General features: G+C 64.7%; 17 protein-coding genes and 1 pseudogene. 2 read left to right on the top strand and 16 right to left on the bottom strand.

Annotation, left to right across the window (positions count from 1 at the left end):
- The first annotated feature begins 98 nt into the window (after positions 1-98).
- Positions 99-779, top strand: coding sequence for a PEP-CTERM sorting domain-containing protein (locus H0W38_RS01150; RefSeq protein WP_292450681.1), 681 nt, complete (start codon positions 99-101; stop codon positions 777-779).
- Between the two features lies 1 nt (position 780).
- Here the strand turns inward: H0W38_RS01150 and H0W38_RS01145 are convergent, their stop codons facing one another.
- From H0W38_RS01145 to H0W38_RS01110, 8 genes are all read right to left on the bottom strand, one after another.
- On the bottom strand, positions 781-2,376 hold the full coding sequence (locus H0W38_RS01145) for a right-handed parallel beta-helix repeat-containing protein (protein WP_292450680.1): 1,596 nt from the start codon (positions 2,374-2,376) through the stop codon (positions 781-783).
- 2 nt (positions 2,377-2,378) lie between these two features.
- On the bottom strand, positions 2,379-3,989 hold the full coding sequence (locus H0W38_RS01140) for a hypothetical protein (RefSeq protein WP_292450679.1): 1,611 nt from the start codon (positions 3,987-3,989) through the stop codon (positions 2,379-2,381).
- Position 3,990: 1 nt separating this feature from the next.
- Entirely contained in the window at positions 3,991-6,081 is a 2,091-nt protein-coding gene (locus tag H0W38_RS01135; protein WP_292450678.1) for a hypothetical protein, read from the bottom strand.
- Between the two features lie 12 nt (positions 6,082-6,093).
- Complete coding sequence (locus tag H0W38_RS01130; RefSeq protein ID WP_292450677.1) at positions 6,094-6,858, bottom strand: hypothetical protein; 765 nt, start codon at positions 6,856-6,858, stop codon at positions 6,094-6,096.
- The gene (locus tag H0W38_RS01125) at positions 6,858-7,184 is read right to left on the bottom strand and encodes a hypothetical protein (protein WP_292450676.1); all 327 of its coding nucleotides are present in this window, start codon (positions 7,182-7,184) and stop codon (positions 6,858-6,860) included. The genes H0W38_RS01130 and H0W38_RS01125 overlap by 1 nt, the downstream gene beginning before the upstream one ends.
- Before the next feature lie 49 nt (positions 7,185-7,233).
- Positions 7,234-8,280: a phage major capsid protein gene (locus H0W38_RS01120; protein WP_292450675.1), complete on the bottom strand. Its 1,047-nt coding sequence runs from the start codon at positions 8,278-8,280 to the stop codon at positions 7,234-7,236.
- 111 nt (positions 8,281-8,391) lie between these two features.
- Positions 8,392-9,369, bottom strand: a complete 978-nt coding sequence (locus H0W38_RS01115; protein WP_292450674.1) for a hypothetical protein — start codon at positions 9,367-9,369, stop codon at positions 8,392-8,394.
- A gap of 75 nt (positions 9,370-9,444) precedes the next feature.
- Entirely contained in the window at positions 9,445-9,645 is a 201-nt protein-coding gene (locus tag H0W38_RS01110) for a hypothetical protein (RefSeq protein ID WP_292450673.1), read from the bottom strand.
- Between the two features lie 115 nt (positions 9,646-9,760).
- Between H0W38_RS01110 and H0W38_RS01105 the strand changes: the two genes are divergently transcribed.
- Positions 9,761-10,375 carry a hypothetical protein gene (locus H0W38_RS01105; RefSeq protein ID WP_292450672.1) on the top strand — a complete coding sequence of 205 codons (615 nt, stop codon included), beginning with the start codon at positions 9,761-9,763 and terminating at the stop codon, positions 10,373-10,375.
- Here H0W38_RS01105 and H0W38_RS01100 read toward each other — a convergent pair.
- The 8 genes and pseudogenes from H0W38_RS01100 to H0W38_RS01065 all read right to left on the bottom strand — a co-directional run.
- Entirely contained in the window at positions 10,366-10,830 is a 465-nt protein-coding gene (locus tag H0W38_RS01100; protein WP_292450671.1) for a hypothetical protein, read from the bottom strand. The two genes, H0W38_RS01105 and H0W38_RS01100, sit on opposite strands and share 10 nt — an antisense overlap.
- A gap of 8 nt (positions 10,831-10,838) precedes the next feature.
- The gene (locus H0W38_RS01095) at positions 10,839-11,114 is read right to left on the bottom strand and encodes a hypothetical protein (protein ID WP_292450670.1); all 276 of its coding nucleotides are present in this window, start codon (positions 11,112-11,114) and stop codon (positions 10,839-10,841) included.
- A 22-nt stretch (positions 11,115-11,136) separates the two neighbouring features.
- A complete protein-coding gene (locus H0W38_RS01090) occupies positions 11,137-11,796 on the bottom strand; it encodes a hypothetical protein (RefSeq protein WP_292450669.1) in 660 nt (219 codons plus the stop codon).
- A 421-nt stretch (positions 11,797-12,217) separates the two neighbouring features.
- The gene (locus H0W38_RS01085) at positions 12,218-12,655 is read right to left on the bottom strand and encodes a hypothetical protein (protein ID WP_292450668.1); all 438 of its coding nucleotides are present in this window, start codon (positions 12,653-12,655) and stop codon (positions 12,218-12,220) included.
- On the bottom strand, positions 12,652-14,973 hold the full coding sequence (locus H0W38_RS01080) for a hypothetical protein (protein ID WP_292450667.1): 2,322 nt from the start codon (positions 14,971-14,973) through the stop codon (positions 12,652-12,654). The genes H0W38_RS01085 and H0W38_RS01080 overlap by 4 nt, the downstream gene beginning before the upstream one ends.
- 1 nt (position 14,974) lies before the next feature.
- Positions 14,975-15,277 carry a hypothetical protein gene (locus H0W38_RS01075; protein ID WP_292450666.1) on the bottom strand — a complete coding sequence of 101 codons (303 nt, stop codon included), beginning with the start codon at positions 15,275-15,277 and terminating at the stop codon, positions 14,975-14,977.
- Between the two features lie 286 nt (positions 15,278-15,563).
- Complete coding sequence (locus H0W38_RS01070; protein ID WP_292450665.1) at positions 15,564-17,006, bottom strand: terminase family protein; 1,443 nt, start codon at positions 17,004-17,006, stop codon at positions 15,564-15,566.
- Positions 17,003-17,228, bottom strand: a pseudogene (locus H0W38_RS01065) (hypothetical protein); the annotation flags it as partial. The pseudogene H0W38_RS01065 and the gene H0W38_RS01070, both read right to left, overlap by 4 nt.

Below are 17,228 nucleotides of genomic sequence, written 5' to 3'. Positions count from 1 at the left end.
GTCGTTCCATGCGATGCGCAGCACTTTTGGTGCGACAGCGCACTCTCAATCCGTCGCGCGAGTCGTAATCTAGAACGCCCTAGGCACAGGGACGAAACATGAACATTCGCACGATCTGCGCGGCTGCCGCGCTTTGTATGACTGCCACCGCGCAGGCCGCTCTGTTCGACCGCGGCGGCGGCATGATCTACGACAGCAGCCAGAACATCACTTGGCTGCAGGACGGCAACTACGCGGCCACGAGCGGGTACGTGGCCACCGAATGGTATGGGGACTCGTACCCGTATGGCGACTCGAACCCGCTGCCGCCAGGGTACATGTCGTTCTGGACTCAGGTCCAGTGGGCCGACAGCCTGACCGTTGGCGGCTACACCGATTGGCGAACCCCGCGGGCGCTGTTATCGGTCAAGGATGGCTCCATCGAGATGTTTTCGACGCCTGGTTCGACCGAGATGCACAACTTGTTTATTCAACTCGGCAGTCCCGCAGTCGATCAAACGACAGCCGGGCCGTTCTTCAACATTCAACCGACTTACGTTCTCTCCGGCGTCATAGACGGCGACTATCAGTCCAGCGACAAGTTCGAGGACGGCGAGTTCTACTCGTCGGTGTACGCGAACTGGGGCGAACTGGGCGACCAGGACTTCCAGATAGCCTACGTCGGCGCTTGGGCCGTTCGTGATGGCGATGTCATGGCTGCCATCCCCGAGCCCTCCACCTACGCGCTGATGCTCGCCGGCCTCGGTCTTGTGGGCTGGGCCGCTCGCAAGCGGCCCTGAGTCACACGATCTTTCGGACGGCCGGGCACTCCGGGGCCACGACCGTCGCGCCGCGCTGGCCTGAGCCGATGTCGCGGGCGCCGACCGGCACCTTGCGACCGAAGGCGAGCCGCGCACTCTTGGTGGCGTGGCTGGCGCCGACAGCGGGGCTGCCAGCCTGCAGGACGACAGCGTAGCCATTGGCCGCGCTCGGGGGCGCAACGAGCAGCGGGTTGGCGTTGATCGAGCCTGTGTCAAACCCGGCATCCTGTGCTTGGGCCAGCGTGGTGTACTCGCGGCTCCAGGCGAAGTTACCCGTGATGCCGAACGCCAAGTTGTTGGCCACGAGGGCGAACTCGCTGGCGGGTCGGCCGTGGAAGTTAAACGCATTGAGCCTGCGGGTCGGGTAGTCCGGCTGGTCGAATATCACAAGGTTGCCGACCACCTCGTCGCCACCGTCGTCGAGGATGTTGGCGCGCAGACCCCCGATAAGATTCTCGTTGGACGAGAACGCCCAATACGCATAGACGGTATTGTTGCGGACCTTGGCACGGGCGCCCGTGGGGTCGCCACGGCTGAGGTTCGGCGACTCATTGCCCCAGATGATGCCCGCAAAGTTCTCCTGCCCGTTGAGCAGCACGACCGTGTTGTTCTCGACAATGGCGTCCTCTGCATTGTTCCAGGTGATGCCCACCTGGGCACGCTTATCTCCCACGATTAAGTTGTCGCGGATGATGAGGTTAGGGAATCCCTCCTTGCCCAGCAGGTTGCCCGTCACGCCGTTGACCGCGATCCCGGTGTGTCCGTAGTCGCACTCGAAGTCGATGATCGTGTTGCCCTCGATGAGCAGGTTCGGGAAGAAGCCGTGGAACACCATTGCGACAGACTTCGAGCCGGTCTTGGCGTACTGCTCGTTGAACGTGAGCGTGTTGTTGCGGATCGTTATGTTGTACTGCGGCGCGGCGGTGACGCCGATGTAGATGTTGTGGTCGCGGCCCGAGTTGAGCGAGCCGTTGTGGTGGATGTTGCACCCCTCGATCAGCAGATGGTCCGCCCCCCCGAAGTGCCCGTGCACACGGTTGTGATGTATCTCGCAGTTGACGAAGCTGATGAACCCCACGCGGAAGGTCAGGTCGCTTTCGCTGGCCGACGTGCCGACAGCGAACTGGCTGACTTCGCAGTTTTCAACAAGGACATGTTGCGAGAGGCCGCACGAGAATCCAAAGCCCTGACCACCGGCCCCGCCGCCCTTGACATTCAGGTTGCGGATGTGAAAGAAGTACTTCTTCTGCAGGGTAATGAAGTCGATGCCCACTCCCGAGGCATTGACCGCAGCGATGAGGATGGGCTTCTGCGCGCTCGCAAAGCCGGGGTGCCCATAGTCCTCGATGACAGTGCGGTTCGTGAGGGACAACCCAGATCCGGGGCTTAGTGTGGCAGTAAGTTGAGTAGACGAGCCACGGGCGAACCTGTAGGTGTTCGCGGCGCCTGAGATGTTGAAGCTGACAAGGTTCTGCTTTGGGAGAGAGGGGTCCGTGCCGGCATTGGCGTTGTCGCCGACAGGGCAGCCAGTCGCTGCGCCAGGGCCAGTGTTGTCACAGAAGTAGTAGGTTGCCATGCTTATCCAACGTTCTTGGAGCCGAGGTACACGCGCGGGCCTTCGACGCTGCCCGCGAGTGTGGCCATGCTGAAATAGTTGATGCCGGACGGCAGCCCGGTGAAGGTGTGCGCGTTCACCAGCCCCAGCGTGGCGCTGGTGGTGGACCCGCCGAGCGTGGAGGCCGCGTACACACGGAAGCCCGTCACGCCGGTCATGTTGCGAGGGTTCTCCCACGCCAAATCCTGACCCTTGTAGCTGGCCGCCGTGCCGCCAATGCCCCACGCAGCCCCTGCCCACGCGGCCAACTCCCCGACGTTCTGATCGGTCAGGGCGCCAACGTAGACCAGCACGCGGTAGATGTACCCGCCCAACAGCCGGGAGGTTGGTAGGACGGCGGTGCCGGAGGCCCCCAGTTGGAAAGCGCTCATGTTCGGGTTGATCCTTGTCGTCGTGGCTCTAACTCTCTTGCTCGCTGCGGAGTCCACATACAGACGGAGTTCCGTGTTGCTCGCTGCACTCACGCCGACCAGCATGTGACGCCCCAGCGGGTACGGCGCTCCGGGGCCGTCGGCTAATTTCAGCGTGCCGGCGGATACTTCCGCAAAACCGCTGTTGTCGCCGCGATAGTGAATGAAGCCTTCCCTCTGCGACGACGCGGCGAGCCTGTGGGTGTTGTACTTGCTGTTTCCCGTGCCGCCCAGGTTCACAAACGTGCCGTCCGTGTGCTCCACCGACATCTCGCCGATCACGACGAGCGTGAGCGGCGAGGCGTCCAGGCCGAGGTCCGACGAGGCGCTCAGGATTTGCTCGCCCCGGAATCGCGCGGCGCCACGGCCCACGAGCGTGACGAACTTCGGGCGCAGTGTGCCGGCGGCCGTGAGCGCGTAGGTCGTGCCGTCCACGCCCGCCACCGTGCCGATGTCATCGCCGGACTTCGTCAAGCTGGCCGCGTTGTCGAAGTTCCAGGACGCCCTGAGTTCGGGCGAGCCGGTGAGCGTCGGCGCAGCGGTCGGCGCATTGGGGTTGACGGGGTTCGGATTGACGGCCGCCGAGCCCACGACCTGACCGGCACTCGTGCGCGAAGCGCTGCCGGCCGAGTTGGTCAACGTGACCTGAACCTGCACAGTTTTTCCGGCATCGGCGCTGGCTGGCGTGTACGCGCTGCCCACCCCAACGCCGTCGAGCAGGATGGTGACGCCAACCGTAATCGGCGCTGTGCCGGTGTACTGGCCTGTCGAATAGGTCACGGACTCGCCCACCACGGTCCTGACCATCGCCGGGTCGGCGGTGAAGGAAGGTGCGGACGCCCCGACGACCTGACCAGCGCTCGTGCGCGAGACGCTGCCTGCGGTGTTGGTCAGCGCCACCAGAACCTGCACCGTCTTGCCGGCGTCCCCGCTGGCTGGTGTGAACGTGTTGCCAACCACCGCGCCGTCGAGCAGGATGGTGAAGCTCGCCGTGATCGGCAGCGTGCCGGTGTACTGACCGAGCGAGTAGGTCACGGACTCGCCGACCGCCGTGCGAATCATCGCCGGGTCGGTTGTGAAGGATGGAGGCGTGTCCTGTGAGCGCCGGGCCCGGGTGTTGCGTTTGCCGCTCGTGCCGACCATCCCGAAGGTGACGTTGACCATGTCAGACCCCGACGTTCAAGCCGTCGAATCGGTAGCTTCTGGCCTGCGCGTCGGTCGTTGCACTACCGGCCGAGATGGCGACTTTCAGGCTCGTGACAGGCAATCCCGCGAAGCCGGCGGCGGAGCCGATCTGCACCCAGTCGGATTGCGCTGGCGGACTGGCCGCTGCATTCGATGCCGTGTAGAAGTACCAAGTGCCGCCCGACTCGCGGATGCGCACCCAGATGTTTTGGTTGAATGCCACGCTTGCCGTGGATGACACGGTGGACTCGACGCCGGCCTCCAGTTTGCGCACCCGTGTCTTGTTCGTCAGGCCCGTGTTCTCGAAGTAGAAGGCATTGGTGGTGTTGGCGAAGACGACGAACTGCTGTCGAGCCATCGACCCGTCCACCGATACCGCCCCGATGCGCACAAACGCATCCTTGCCGGTGAAGTTGAAGGCATTGAGCGATACCAGTCCCCGGAATTCGTTGGCCAGCGCATTGATCGGCGTGTTGATCTCGATGCGCCCGTTGACCTCGGCCAGCGTGGTGAGGGTCGAACTGGCGCCGAGCCAGTAGGCATTGGCCCACTTCGCCGTGTCGATCACGTTGTCGTTGAAGTCGTCAGACAACGCGACCACGCTGGTGGCCGGTGCCAGCGTGGCCACCGAGGTCGTGGTGTTGAAGCCGTCGAAACGCGCCAAGCCAGCTATGCCGGTGCTGGTGTTGGTGCCGGCGTTGAGCGAGGCCTTGACCGCGTTGAGGATCATGCCGGCTGGCGTGGCCACGCTGCGCTGGGCAACCCAATCGCCAGAGATCGGCGGGTTGGATGCGGTGTTGGGCGCGGTCTCGAAGAATATCGTGCCGGCGGCCTCGCGGATGCGCAGCCAGACATGCGCAGTTTGGCTGTAGGTCAACGCGGTGCCGACAACCGTATCGACCCCTGCATCCATCGCCACGGCGGTCAGTTGCGTGCCGTTTATGCGCCAGAAAACGCCGTTAGTGGCGCTGGAGTGCAGCGCGAAGTAGGTCTCATGCGCGGTCGATGTCGCGGAGGGAGCGACAAGCTGGATGTAGGCCGACGAGGCGGCGAGGTCGTAGACGTTGGCCGAGGTGTAGCCGCTGACCGTGGCGCCTGCGCTGCCGGTGGTGGCGGCGATCTCCAGCCGCTCGTTCACCTCTGCCACGGTTTGCGCCGAGGCGGTGCCCTTGAAATAGCCGACGACCCACTTGGCCGCATCGAGCGTGCCGTCGTTGAAGTTGTCGGTCAGGGTGGCCAGCAGCGGCACCGTGGCCACGACAGCAGGCACGGTCTGGTTGGCGCCGCGGTAGACGAGCCCGCTCACCTTGCAGTTGACGGTGGTGGAGGCGTCGGCGGAGACCAGCGTGTAGCTGGCCGCGGTGGCGCCGGAGATGTCCACGCCGTTGCGCGTCCACTGATAACCCGTGGCGGTCAAGCCAGCAGGCAACACCGTCGTGAGCGTCTGCCCGACAATTGGTGTGCCCGTGAATGACACCACGGCGGCGCTGTCGCCGGTGAGCGCCAGGACCGCGGGCTCGAAGTCGGTGATGGCCGCCGTGGTGAGCGTGCCGATAGCGCCGACGATCATGTGGCGGTTGGCCGTGCTGCCGCTGTTCGGGATGATCCCGCCACTGGTGTTCTCACCGGCGCTGAACAACTGCCCACTGACGCTGCTGATGGTCTCCGCGGTGCCGCTGAAGGTGATCGTGCCGCCGACCTGAATCCACACGCAATGGAATCCGAAAGGCAGGCCGAAGTCCAGGCTCGCCGCGCAGCCGGCGGGGTTGGTGAAGCGCTTGATCTTGCCGTTGTCGGCAGCGGTGAAGGTGTAGTCGGTGGTGGTGACGTTCTCGGCCAGCGTCAGCGCGGAGAGTTTCCCGCTGAGCGCCTGGTCGGTGCTGGCGTTTTCAGCAGCCAGGGTGCTGTTTGTCAAGCCCTGTGACTCATTGACCGCGCCCTGGGTAGCCAGGGCAGCGACCGTCGCCGCAGCCTCGGCGGCGACCTCGGTGTTGATCGCCGTGAAGTTGCCGTCGATCTCGACGTTTGTGAGTGGGGCGCCTTTGACGGTGCGAAGGATGAGGGTTGCCATTGCGTGCTCCGGTCAAGCGGCTGCGTAGTCCCCGGCGAAGTAGTCGCCCGAGGCATAGGTTTGGGTGGTCTCGCCAATGGGCAGCGGGATCAATTGCTGGGCAGTGAACGCGACGACGGTCGCCTCCTCTTCTGCCGAATGGAACGATGAGACGTAGGCGTAGGGGTCCAGCGTGGGGCGGGCCTTCTCCCACACGGACTGACCGCGGTTCTTCGCCTTGAGCCGGTTCAAGAGCGCGTCGAGCTGCTTTTCGTAGCGCTCGGCGTCCGGCTGCCGGTAGTGCGCCTTGGCGTTGGCCAGCGCCATGAGGAACACCATCTCGCTGGGCAGGCTGGTGCGGTTCTCGCCCTTTTCGAAGGGGGCTAGGGCCTTGAAATACTCCCGGCGCATGCTGTACTGCTGCCTCGGGATGGGCCAGACTTCCATCTGAGCCCCACGGTCGTACTTGCAGGGCCGGCTGGTGGCGATGCAGTCACGCTCTTGGACGGAGATGCCCTCGACCAAGGGGAGCCAGCGGCAGCCCTCGGCGATCGAGACGCTGGTGATGCGCTCTGTGTTGCAGTCCTCGGGGTAGTCATAGAACTGCTGATCGACGCCCGTCAGGCGCTCTTCCACGCCGAGAAGCTCGCGCCACTCGAACTGCCAGTAAAGCTGCTCCTGGGCAGAGCGCAGGAAGCTGTCAACGATCGGGCTGTTGACGATGCCCGCCTGCCCCGACATGCCGAAGCCGAGCCGCGTCTGCAGCTCCGCGCGCAGGCTGGTCAGGGTGCGGTTCATCACGCCTTCTTGCGGCGACCGCCTTCAACCGCTCGGGGGCCTTCGAGCGCCCGGGCAAAACCGTCCACGCCGTTGAAAGCCATGGTCGCGTAGCTCATCCGCGTGTCGGGATGGACGCCGTAGCGCTGCTCCAGGCGGGCGAACTCGTCTTCGACCTCGAACTCGGCATCGATCACGCCTTGCGGCAGATCGGCGTTCTCGTCGATCGACACCTTGCCTTCTCCGTGCACCATCGCCAGGACAGGAATCTCGTGGGCGAGGACGCAAACCGGGAGGTGCTCTACAGCATCTTTCTCGATGAGGGCTACGACGTAGGGTTGTTTCATTAGGTCTCCGAAAAAGAGCCCCGGGAGCGACCCCGGGGCAATGGCAACATCACGCGATGGCGAGCACGCCTTGTGCGTTGCGCTTGCGCAGTGACATCCCGTACTTCGCCGTCATGGCGTAGTAATAGACGTACTGGTCGATCGGGCGGCCCGGGTAGCGCATGCGCATCCAGTCGTCCGTGTCGCGGTGCAAGTCGAGGTGGCGCAGGTCGAGCGCGTAGCAGCGCTTGGTCCACGGGATCGTGGGCGCGGACAGGCCGAAGTTGGTGTCGAAGTCCGGCACCCAGACCATCGGCACGCCGTCGAAGCGCAGGGTCTTCGTCGCCATGTCGATATCGAGCGTCGAGCCACCGCTGTACTGCACTTGCGTGACGTTGGCGCCGACGACTGCATTGCGCAGCGCGTCGTAGAACGCGGCGCCGCAGAAGTAGTGCGACACACGGCCCTTGGTCCGCATGACATCGCGCTTGTTCTGCTCCAACGCATCCAGCAACACCGTCAGCGTGGTGGCGAGACCCGTGCGCGCGAAGTTGCGCCAGTAGGTGTTCGTCACCGCGCTCAGGCCGCCGATCGTGCCGGTGGCGGGCGTGGTCGAGACCAGCCCATCGACACCCGGGGTGGCGTCGGCCGACTGCGAACCGTCCAGCCACAGGGACGCGTGGACGAAGTCCTTGGCGCCTTCGTCGAGGGCCTTGAACTGGCTCTCGAGCATGTTGGTCAGCGCCAGGGCCTCACCGCTGGTGGCGGTGGACTTGCCCTTGTCGTCGTTGACCGTGATGCCGGCGCGCTTGAGTTCGTCTTCGTTGATGGTGAAACCATCGTGGAAGTTGGCCCAGCGGTACTTGACCAGCTCGTTCGGGTTGCGGGTGTTGTACGTGACCTTGGAATTGCCCGACCAGTACTGGCCGTTGCCGCCGTTGGCAACATAGATGTTGTCAACGATGTATTCCTTGCCGCCCGGGATGGGACGGGCCTTCTTGACGAGGAGGTCAAGGAGGGGACGTTCGACGTTGATCTGATCGACCGGCGGATTCTTCCGGTAGTGGTCGATGGCGACCTTCGAGATTTTCTCGATTTCTAGCGCGTTCAATGGCATTGGGTTACCTCATTTGGTTAGGGACATGCGCGGGCGAGCGCGTGCGTTACAGCCCAAACCGGGAGGCGAGCCCCGAATGACAGCCGCGGTGGCGAACTCCGCATACAGCCCTCACATCAGCCCCATCGACTGAAGGACCGCGTCGCCCATTGACTTGGGCGCGGGCAATCCGCCGGAATGGCCGTTCCCACGCAGGGGTGTCGGCAGGGGCTGGGATTGCGCCTGATGGCGCAGGAAACGTGCTTCGGTGTCGTAGGCGCGCTTGACTTCGCGCGGCCACATGTGCGGGGGATAGCCGGTCTTGATGCCCTCCAACTGCTTGAGCAGTTCGGGCTCGACCTTGGCGTAGTCCGGGTCTTTCATCAGATCGGAGACCACGGCATCCACTTCTCGCGCGGCGGAGTGAATGGCGCCGCTTTGCGTGGCGATGTGCTCCTGCTGCTGTGCCTGGCGCTGCGAGTACTGCTGCTGCAGGCCCTGCGTGTGCCGGGCGCGAGCCAACTCCATTGCCGTGGCCTCGTCGAGCCCGCCGGACTGGTGGCGCTCGTTGAGGTCCGGGTAGCCGGCCAGCGGGTTCACGTCGATGCGACGCCCCGACAACAGGGAGAGTTGGCGGGCCTGCTCTTGCAGCACAGCCGCGGCGGCGTCGAAGTTGCCGGAGTTCAGGGCGTTGCGGTACTGGCTGAACTGCACGAGGTCTGCTACCGACTCCTCAGAGGCGAACCCCATGTCCTGAAACGTCTTCCAGCCCTGCTCGTGCTCCTGCACCTTCTGGCGCAGCCCGTCGCGCTCGCCGACGACCTGATCGCGCTCGGTGGAGACCGTCTTGTGGCCCTCCACCAGCTTGGCGAAGCGCTCGTGCGTCTTGCGCGGGTTGTGCTCGGGCAGCGGTGCGTAAAGCTCGTCGGTAGGCTTGGGCTCGGGCTTGGGCTCGACCTTGGCTTCCGCGGTGGCCTCGGGGGCTGCCTCAGTGGCAACCTCGGGCTCGACGACATCGGGCTCTGCCGACTCGCCGTCAGTCAGGCCGATCGCTTCCTCAACCTGCTCTTGCAGGGAGGGCTCCGCTACTTCGAGTTCCTCGTCGTCCAATGCCGTCTCTCGTGGTTACCGTATCGGCACGGTAGAGAGCGGGCATGGTTTCCATGCGATGTCACACGTAGCAATTCACAGCAGCAGCAGCGCGCTTTCCTCTTCGTCGTCCCAATCCGGGAGGGAGAAGCTTTCGGGCGGCAACTCGCTGCGCAATGGGGCGTAGAGCGGGCGATCGAACGCCTTCATGTCACCGAGGAAGCGGGCGGACTGAGCGCGGGCTTGCTGCTCGATCTGGCCGGCCTGCTCGGCGAGCGCGCGCATCTGCTCGGCCACAGCGCTGGGCGGCTTGGATGCGAGCGGGCTCTGGCGGGCGCTGGCGTCCAGTAGCGGGGCGGCATCTGCGCTCGGCGCCTCACTGTGTTCTGGCTCTTCCTCTTGCCGTGCCCACATGGGGCTGGCGCGGCGGGAGACAGGGGCAGCAGGCGAGAAAGGGGAGTCGCTCGGCGAGGCGAACGACACACTCGACAGACCTAGGGTGGGGGTGAGTGCCCCAGCAGCGTTGGAGGCGCCGCTGAACGCAACGACCGACGAGCCTGCGCCCGGTGTCATGGCGCTGCCCAACAACGACTCGCCTGAGAACGAGACAACCGATGAGCCTGCGGCCGGCGTCAGGGCTGCGGCCGCGCTCGATGCGCCGGCAAAGGCGAGCGTCGTTGACCCGCTTGCGCTCGCCACGTCTGCGGCAGCGCGGCTGGCGCCCGTGAACGCGACCGAGGCAGAGCCGGCCGATACGCCGAGGGTCGAGCCGGTGCCGCTTGCTCCGGCGAACGCAACGCTCGCCACGCCGGCTGTCGGCGTTAGTGTCGTCTGCGCACGCGAAGCCCCCGTGAAGGAGACGCTCGCCACGCCTGCGCTCGCCTGCATCACTGCCTCGGTGCGCGACGCCCCGACAAAAGCGACCGTTGACGCCCCCGCCGCTACCGCGACCGCGCTGGCAGCGGCGGCGCCGAGGTTGTTCTGGAGGATCAGCAGCACGGCTGCGCCTTCACCGGATCAGGCGTAGCCGAGCAGCAGGAAAATCTCGCTCGCCGCCACGGCAGCGGTGTTGGAGTCGGCCGCGCCCGTGGTCACCGCGTAGGCAATGCCGGTCGTGAAGGCCAGCCCGCCGGGGATCGCCAGCGTGAATCCCGCGCCCGTCGTGCTCGCCGGGATCGGCAGCGTGGCCACCGGCGTGTCGGTGCCTACCGTCGGCGCGCTGGCCTTGTTGTAAAGCTTCAAGTAGCGCACCGCGGCGTTCAGGTTCACCGCGTAGATAAAGCCGAGCGCCCCCGCCGATGCCTTCACACTGGTGGCGTTGGTCGTGGCCGCCGAGATGAGCCGCGAGGGCGTCCAGTTGTCCTGCGCGGTGCCATCGGCGCCGACGCTGATCTTCACGCGCTGGAACTTGACGCCGCCGACATCATCAGCCGCGGCCGTGTCGCCGCCGGTGCCTGCATTGAGGGTGACGTTGTCGGCCATGACTACCCTTAGACGAACACCGCGACCGCGGCGTCAACGGCGGTCTGCAGCGACGCGTCGGTGGCCGAGAGAATCTGCGCCTTGGTGGCCGCCTTGTTCTGCGCGAGAACCGCCCACACCATGCTGTCGGCAGCAATCGTCGGCGAGGCGAACACTTTCTTCGCCCACAGCAGGCGGTTGGCGTGATCGTTCGTCGCGCCGGGTTCGACCCGGATCGCCTCGGCCGCAACCACGCACGCCGCCGCGACGCGCTGGCGCAGGGTAGCGTCGGCCTGGCATTCCATCAGTTCAACGTAAGTCGCCATGTCAGTTCACTCCCATCATCAAAAGTTGTTTGCGGACATCGGGCTCGACCGCCACCAGAATCCCGGCCCAGGGAAAGGCGCCCGTGTTGCCGTTGGTGTGGGTTTTGTTACCCGTTGCCCCAGCATCGGTCAGCGTTCCGTCGGCGACATAGATCAAGCCGTCCGTGGGGTCGCGCCGTTCGGTGAGCGTGGGCGGTGTTTGGGTTGGCGCAGCGGATGAGCCGTAGAAGTCCCATCCGCGGCCAATGAATCCGATATACGCACCAGAACCAGCCGTCAGTCCCGTGGCGGTGACGGTGGAGCCGGTGCCTGTGTTGATCGTAGCGACGGGCGCCGTGGCCGACCCGCCCGACACAGCAACCATCACGCCCTCGGTGGCAACAGTCGCGTGAGAGAAGCTGTAGCTGGCAGGCTCGGAGTTAGCGACCCGCGAGTACAGCCACGTCCTGACGAAGAAATTCCCTGCATCGTTGGACGTTGTCGGAAACCCGCTCACGAGTGTCCAGCCTGCCGGCGCTGTTGCGTCCAGTGCGCTGCTCGCGCGCCCCGTCAGGAAGGCCAGCAGCAGCACGTCCCCATCGACGACGCCGGACGGCACACTGACGCTCGCGTTCGCGCGTTGCGCGTAGTTGATCGAGGCAATGCTGCGGAAGGCGGCCATGGGTGCTGTCGTCGGGATCGCGCTGCTGGTGAAGGTGTCCGGGCAAGTTACGGCGCGACGCGAACCACCGGGCGCGTAGCACTTGCCCCTTGCAGCGACAACGAGAAAGGGACAGACGACGCCGACCCCGCTTGCGTGCATGTGGCCGGTGAGGTCGGTTGTGTGCAGCCGCCCGTCGTAACCGCCGTCATCACTAGCGTGTAGGTGCCAGGCACCGCAAGGGCCGCCAAATCACAGCGCGGTGTGAGAGAGCCCCCCGTGCCAGCGACCAGCGTGCAGGCCGGGCCCGGTGAGCCGTTGACGGTCAGCGTCACCGATGTCGGCTGCGGGCCGGTGGACGGGTACGGGTCGGCGCTGAGCGTGGGCGCGGCCTGCGCGGCGACGGCGAGACAGGCGAGCGCGAAGGCGAGCAGGTGCTTCATCAATCCTCCGTCACCACGGTGCCGGCCTGCACGGTCGGCGTGATGCCGTTTCCGCAGACGATGTTCGGGGTGATGGCGCCTTTCAGGAGCAGCTTGCCGGCGCCACTGGCCGAGGTGCCGATGCCCACATGCGTCATCGTGCCGGTGCCGCCTGTGCCGGCCGGGAAGTTCGTGTTCGCCACGAGCGAGCCGGCATTGCCGCTCACCGTGAAGCCGCTGGTCGTGCGCGCCACCGCCACGCGGGCGTAGCTCGTGTACGCGATCTCGCTCGTGGTCTGGTCGCCCGCCTCTCCAGGGTCGGCCGTGTGGCCCGAGAGGTACAAGGAGCCCGCCGCGGCTGAACCGAGGATGCCCGCCGCGTCACCGATCAGGGTAATGGGCGTGTTGTTCAGCAGCAGCAGCAGCCACTGCGTTTCGAGGGTGTTTGTCTTGCTCATGGTGAGTCCTGTTCAACGATGCTCTTGATGGGTCGGCCCATGTCGTCGCGCACGAGCACTCGGGGCGCGTTGACGGTTTTGATGATCTGCACGAGTTGGTCGGCAAGCTGCTGCTGCGCGGCGAGAACTTCCTGCAGTGCGCCGGTGTCCGGCTCTGCCTCAGCCCCAGCCTCAGCCTGCAACGCCTGCCCAGCCTGCTCGATCTTCAACGCCTCAGCCTGCAGCGCTTGTTGCGTCTGCTGCTCGGCCTTGGCCATCTCGAAGGTCTGCTGCTCGAACTGAAGCTGTGTGCGCTCGTCATCCACACCACGCAGGGCGTCCTCGTACTGCTTGCGAATCCGGGCCACGTCCTCATCGGCCTTGAAGCTGATTTCCTTGATGCTGAGCGCCGTCTCGCGCTGGGTGGCAGCCTCTTCGCGCTTGGCAACCTCGGCCTGCTGCTGTTCGAGGGCAGCTTCGGCTTCCTGGGTCAACTCCTGGATCTTCTGCTGCGCAACCTGCAACATCTGGTTCATGTTCGGCCGGCCCTCTTCGTCCTTCGAGCCGGGGACGAATTCCTCGATGCTCATGCGTTCGTCGAAGCGGCGCAGGGTCTCGTCGAGCAGTTTGATGAGGGAGTCGGCGAGATCGACCTGGCCATTGGCCTGCAGCTCGCTGATGCGCATGACCGCCTCCTGCATCTGCGGCAGGAACTGCAGCCACTGGTCGCGCTCGCGCATCTTGTTGGGCTTGGCCGTGGACCCTGCCCGAATCTGCACCATGACCTGTTCGAACAATTCCTTCTTGCTCAGTTCGGGCCACACAGCGTCCTCACCGAACTTGGCCTTGACCATCTCTTGCGTCAGGTTCTGCAGCAGCAGTTGGGCGCAGTACGACAGGATGGCGGTCAGCCAGTCCTCGATCGAGTCGAGTTGTTCGGCGGTGCGCGACTGCATGCCCATCGCCATGATTTCCGCCTCGGTGGCGGTCTTGGCGGCACTGACGCCCCCGCGTGAGGCGTCCTGAGCCCCCGACACCATCTCCACGTCCCTCAGGATGTCGGAGGTGTCGTACATATCCCGGTTGTACGGAATCTCGGGCAGGCTGCCGAGTTGGTTCTGCAGCGGGTTGGCCGGGTCGGCTTCCAGGCCGATCAGGTCGGTGCTCGCGCTGCGCGAGTTGATCCGCGATATGTCCTCGTCGGTGATGCTGGCGGCCTTGTTGATAAGCCGAACCGGCATGTTCTTGCGCCGGTGCTCGGCCGCCACCGTCCGGCGGGTGTTGTACTCATCAACCAGTTCGATGAGGTTATCCACCAGGGCACGGGCGTAGAGATAGCCGTTGACGCGCCACAGTTGCAAGGGGAAGAACGGATACCACTGTTGCCCCAGCGTCTTGGGCTGGTAAGGCGCGCGGCAGAACTCCGACGCCCCGGCGCATTGGGTGTAGACGGTCAGGTCGTCCTTCGACCAGATTTCCCAAACAAGGACGAGCTCGTCATCGGCGTCCATACCGACCTTCGAGCGGTCTTCCTCATCGTCACGCTCACTGTAGCGGGTGGCCTTGTTCGGGGGGGCCTTGCCGAACTGCGTCTTGTAGGCCCCGACCGTCATGTAGACGCCGTGCGCAATGGCCGATGCCTGGGCGTACTCGTCGATTGTCTTGATCGACGCATCGAGGATAAGCATGTGCTCGGGCTGGACGTTGTCGATCACCAGACCCTCGGAGACAAGCACCTCGACCTGCCCCTGCATCGCAGCGATCTGCTGCTTCAACTCGGCCATGTTGCACTGGTACTCCGTGCACTTGCCCTCGTCCTCGGTCTGCTTGAGCAACTGCTCGACGCGCAGGATGTTGTCCTGGGCGTCGTTGATGCGGTTGCGGATCAGCGGGTCTTCGCGCTTTTCCTTTTGGTAGATAACCTTGGTCCACCCCGTCGTACAGGTCAAGGAAGCGCGAACGGCCTCCTTGCCTCGTGCCTTGAGCATCCCGCCACGGACCGCGTAGCGGTTGAGCACCATCTCCAGTGTCTTGGAGAAGTCCTGGACGACGGGCTCATACGACTCTTGATTGACGCGCTCCTCCGGTTGAACGGAGACCTCGGGCGCCTTGGCGTAGATGTTCGGCTGGATCGTGTTGACGACCGAGGCGATCAGGTTCACGCGAACGAGGCCCTGTCCGCCGTCCTCGCCGCTTTCCCCGTTGACGTGCTTGCGGTTGCGCTCCCAGCGCTTGACGTGCTCCTTGTGGAGCCCGCCGAAGTACTTCAGGCGCTTCTTGAACCGCTCGGCTTGCGCCGTCTGCTGTTCGTCTACCGGGGCGCTTTGGGCCTCATCCACGTCAGCCGATGCTATTTTCGAGCACAGCCTTGACCGAACCCGCCGTGCGGGCGGTGCAGTTCAGGCGAGCAAAGCCAGACAGCGTCACCGTGAAGCTGTCCGTTCCGCCCGTGACGGCAACGCCGGCATCGGTCCAGGTCGTGCCATCAGGCGAGGTCTGAATCTTCGCCGAGCCGGCGAACGCGCCGCCGGGCGAGAAGATGCGAGCGACAGCCAGTTCACCCGGCAGGAAGCCCGCGCCCTGGGTGGAGAACGAAGTGCCGACGGCAACCGCCGCGAGCGTGCCGAGATCGAGTTGACGCATGGTGAGCCTTTTCCGTTGAGAAACGGGAGCAGGCTATTGCCGCGGAGGGCCTTCCATGCGATGTCAACACAGCTACTTGCGCAGGATCGCTGATACGCAAGACGCGCAGAACCCGCTGCCGAACGGGACGAGGCCGTGGCTTTTCCAAACTTCATCGAAGGGTCTACGGCAACACCGGCAATGGGTGCGGGGTGCCGCCAAGCCGAACATCTCCCGAATCCAGTGGATCATGGGCCAATACCTACGGGTGTCTGTCATTTCGTCATCTCCTTCATAAAGAGGCCAGTCAGCCTCGGTACTGGCTGCGCTCCTTTTCCTGAGCGGTGCGCTTGAGCAGCCATTCGATCGAGCCCGGGCTTGGATCGGAAGGTCTGGCCTTCGGGGCGCCGCGAACGATCGGCCGGGCCATGCAGCCGTACCGCGCCGCATCCGGGGCGTGGTCCTCGTTGTTCGTGTCCACGTCCTCGGGCTTGTGTTCGTCGTGCTGCAAGGCAGGCAGCGTGCGGATCAGGTGAACGCACGTCTCGAAGAAAAAGATCATCGGCTTGTTGTCGCCGTCCCCATCGAGCCGGATGCGCATCTGCTCCCAGCCCGGAATTCGCTTGTTGTCCGCCCTGCGCCACGTCACGCCCTGCTTGCGCATCGTCTCGGCGATGCTCTCGCCGCCGTCCACCGTGAAGATGGAGGGGTCAGCCACGCCCCAACCCCCAGGCCCGGTCGTGTCGCCCCGGTCGCGCCGCTTGATCTCCTGCGCCACCTTGTCCGCTGGGAGCTTCAAGCCGGTGTTGACCACTTCCCGCATGCCGTAATACTCGCGGTAATAGATCAGTGCACCGCGCGGGTACTGCGGCATCTCACCGTCCGACACGGCAATCCAGTAGCAGGCGAAGGGCTTCGCTGAGCCCCAGTCGAAGCAGCGATATCGCGTCCAGTGCGACGGGATGGTGAAGGGCTTGACCACATGCCGGTCGCGCATGAACTCGGTGAAGTAAGCGCCGGCGACGATGTCCCAATCACCTTCGAGCATCGCCCTCACAAGCGATTCATTGCCGAGGCCGGACAACTTGTCGCCGTAGTCGGCATCCATCGTCGGGTTATCGTCCAGCCGGGCTGGAATGTACTGGCGCTGCATCCCACCGTCTTTCGGCTCCATCGGCCGGATCGATAGCGGCACGGCGTTGTCGATGAACGACGCCTTGACCCAGTGGTGGCCCTCGCCACCTGGATTCGCCCCGTTGAGGATGCGCGGGAAGTAGCCGGCCCACTTCTCGGGCAACTTCATCGCACCGAGACGACACCGACCCCGCAGGAAGCGGTACACCGACTCCGGGAAGTGGGTGAGCTCGTCGATCATCAGCACGTGGATTTCCGCGCCCTGGTAGCGCAAGACATCCTTGGCGTGCTGGCAGTGGCACAAATGAATCTTGCTGCCGTTGCCGAAGATCACCTGACCGTCGGACAGGTTGACGCGCACAAAGCCGGAGGCCATCCAGTCAGCCAGCAGCGAGGGGAACGATGACGGGCCTTCCATGTGGTTCTTCCACAGGTCAGGGTGCGTCCTGCGGAAAAGGTACACCTGCAGCCCGGGCACAGCGATGCACCAGGCCACGGCACAGACGCGCATCAGGTGCGACTTCCCACCCCCCGCAGCCCCGCCGTACAGAATCTCGGTCGCCTGCGTCTCGAAGGCAACCGTCTGCTTCGGGTGCAGTTCGAGGTCGATGCTCATCTATTGAGCGTGATGTTCAGCTGCGGCGTGGTGTCGATGCCGCCCGAGTGCTCGATGGCCGCCAGCCGCGGATGGATGTACGGCGCAGCGGCTTTCGCGGCCTCGAAGCGCAGCGTGCAGGCTGAGATGAGGTCGCGCGCATCAAGCCCGGGCTCAGGCTCTGTGCGCATGATCTTCAGCATGTATTCCAGCGGCGTGATGCCTTCCTTGATCGCCTTGTCC

Origin of the sequence: Methylibium sp. (genome assembly GCF_013817365.1) — a bacterium.
Taxonomy (GTDB): Bacteria; Pseudomonadota; Gammaproteobacteria; order Burkholderiales; family Burkholderiaceae_C; genus Methylibium.
This window is presented reverse-complemented; position numbering and strand designations above follow the sequence as displayed.

Bases quoted from the DNA above. Each gene is read 5' to 3' on its own strand.
- H0W38_RS01145 (WP_292450680.1), bottom strand. From the start codon at position 2,376: ATGGCAACCTACTACTTCTGTGACAACACTGGCCCTGGCGCAGCGACT.
- H0W38_RS01100 (WP_292450671.1), bottom strand. From the start codon at position 10,830: ATGGCCGACAACGTCACCCTCAATGCAGGCACCGGCGGCGACACGGCC.
- H0W38_RS01085 (WP_292450668.1), bottom strand. From the start codon at position 12,655: ATGAGCAAGACAAACACCCTCGAAACGCAGTGGCTGCTGCTGCTGCTG.
- H0W38_RS01125 (WP_292450676.1), bottom strand. From the start codon at position 7,184: ATGAAACAACCCTACGTCGTAGCCCTCATCGAGAAAGATGCTGTAGAG.
- H0W38_RS01135 (WP_292450678.1), bottom strand. From the start codon at position 6,081: ATGGCAACCCTCATCCTTCGCACCGTCAAAGGCGCCCCACTCACAAAC.
- H0W38_RS01095 (WP_292450670.1), bottom strand. From the start codon at position 11,114: ATGGAATGCCAGGCCGACGCTACCCTGCGCCAGCGCGTCGCGGCGGCG.
- H0W38_RS01150 (WP_292450681.1), top strand. From the start codon at position 99: ATGAACATTCGCACGATCTGCGCGGCTGCCGCGCTTTGTATGACTGCC.
- H0W38_RS01090 (WP_292450669.1), bottom strand. From the start codon at position 11,796: ATGGCCGCCTTCCGCAGCATTGCCTCGATCAACTACGCGCAACGCGCG.
- H0W38_RS01075 (WP_292450666.1), bottom strand. From the start codon at position 15,277: ATGCGTCAACTCGATCTCGGCACGCTCGCGGCGGTTGCCGTCGGCACT.
- H0W38_RS01120 (WP_292450675.1), bottom strand. From the start codon at position 8,280: ATGCCATTGAACGCGCTAGAAATCGAGAAAATCTCGAAGGTCGCCATC.
- H0W38_RS01140 (WP_292450679.1), bottom strand. From the start codon at position 3,989: ATGGTCAACGTCACCTTCGGGATGGTCGGCACGAGCGGCAAACGCAAC.
- H0W38_RS01130 (WP_292450677.1), bottom strand. From the start codon at position 6,858: ATGAACCGCACCCTGACCAGCCTGCGCGCGGAGCTGCAGACGCGGCTC.
- H0W38_RS01105 (WP_292450672.1), top strand. From the start codon at position 9,761: ATGGGGCTGGCGCGGCGGGAGACAGGGGCAGCAGGCGAGAAAGGGGAG.
- H0W38_RS01070 (WP_292450665.1), bottom strand. From the start codon at position 17,006: ATGAGCATCGACCTCGAACTGCACCCGAAGCAGACGGTTGCCTTCGAG.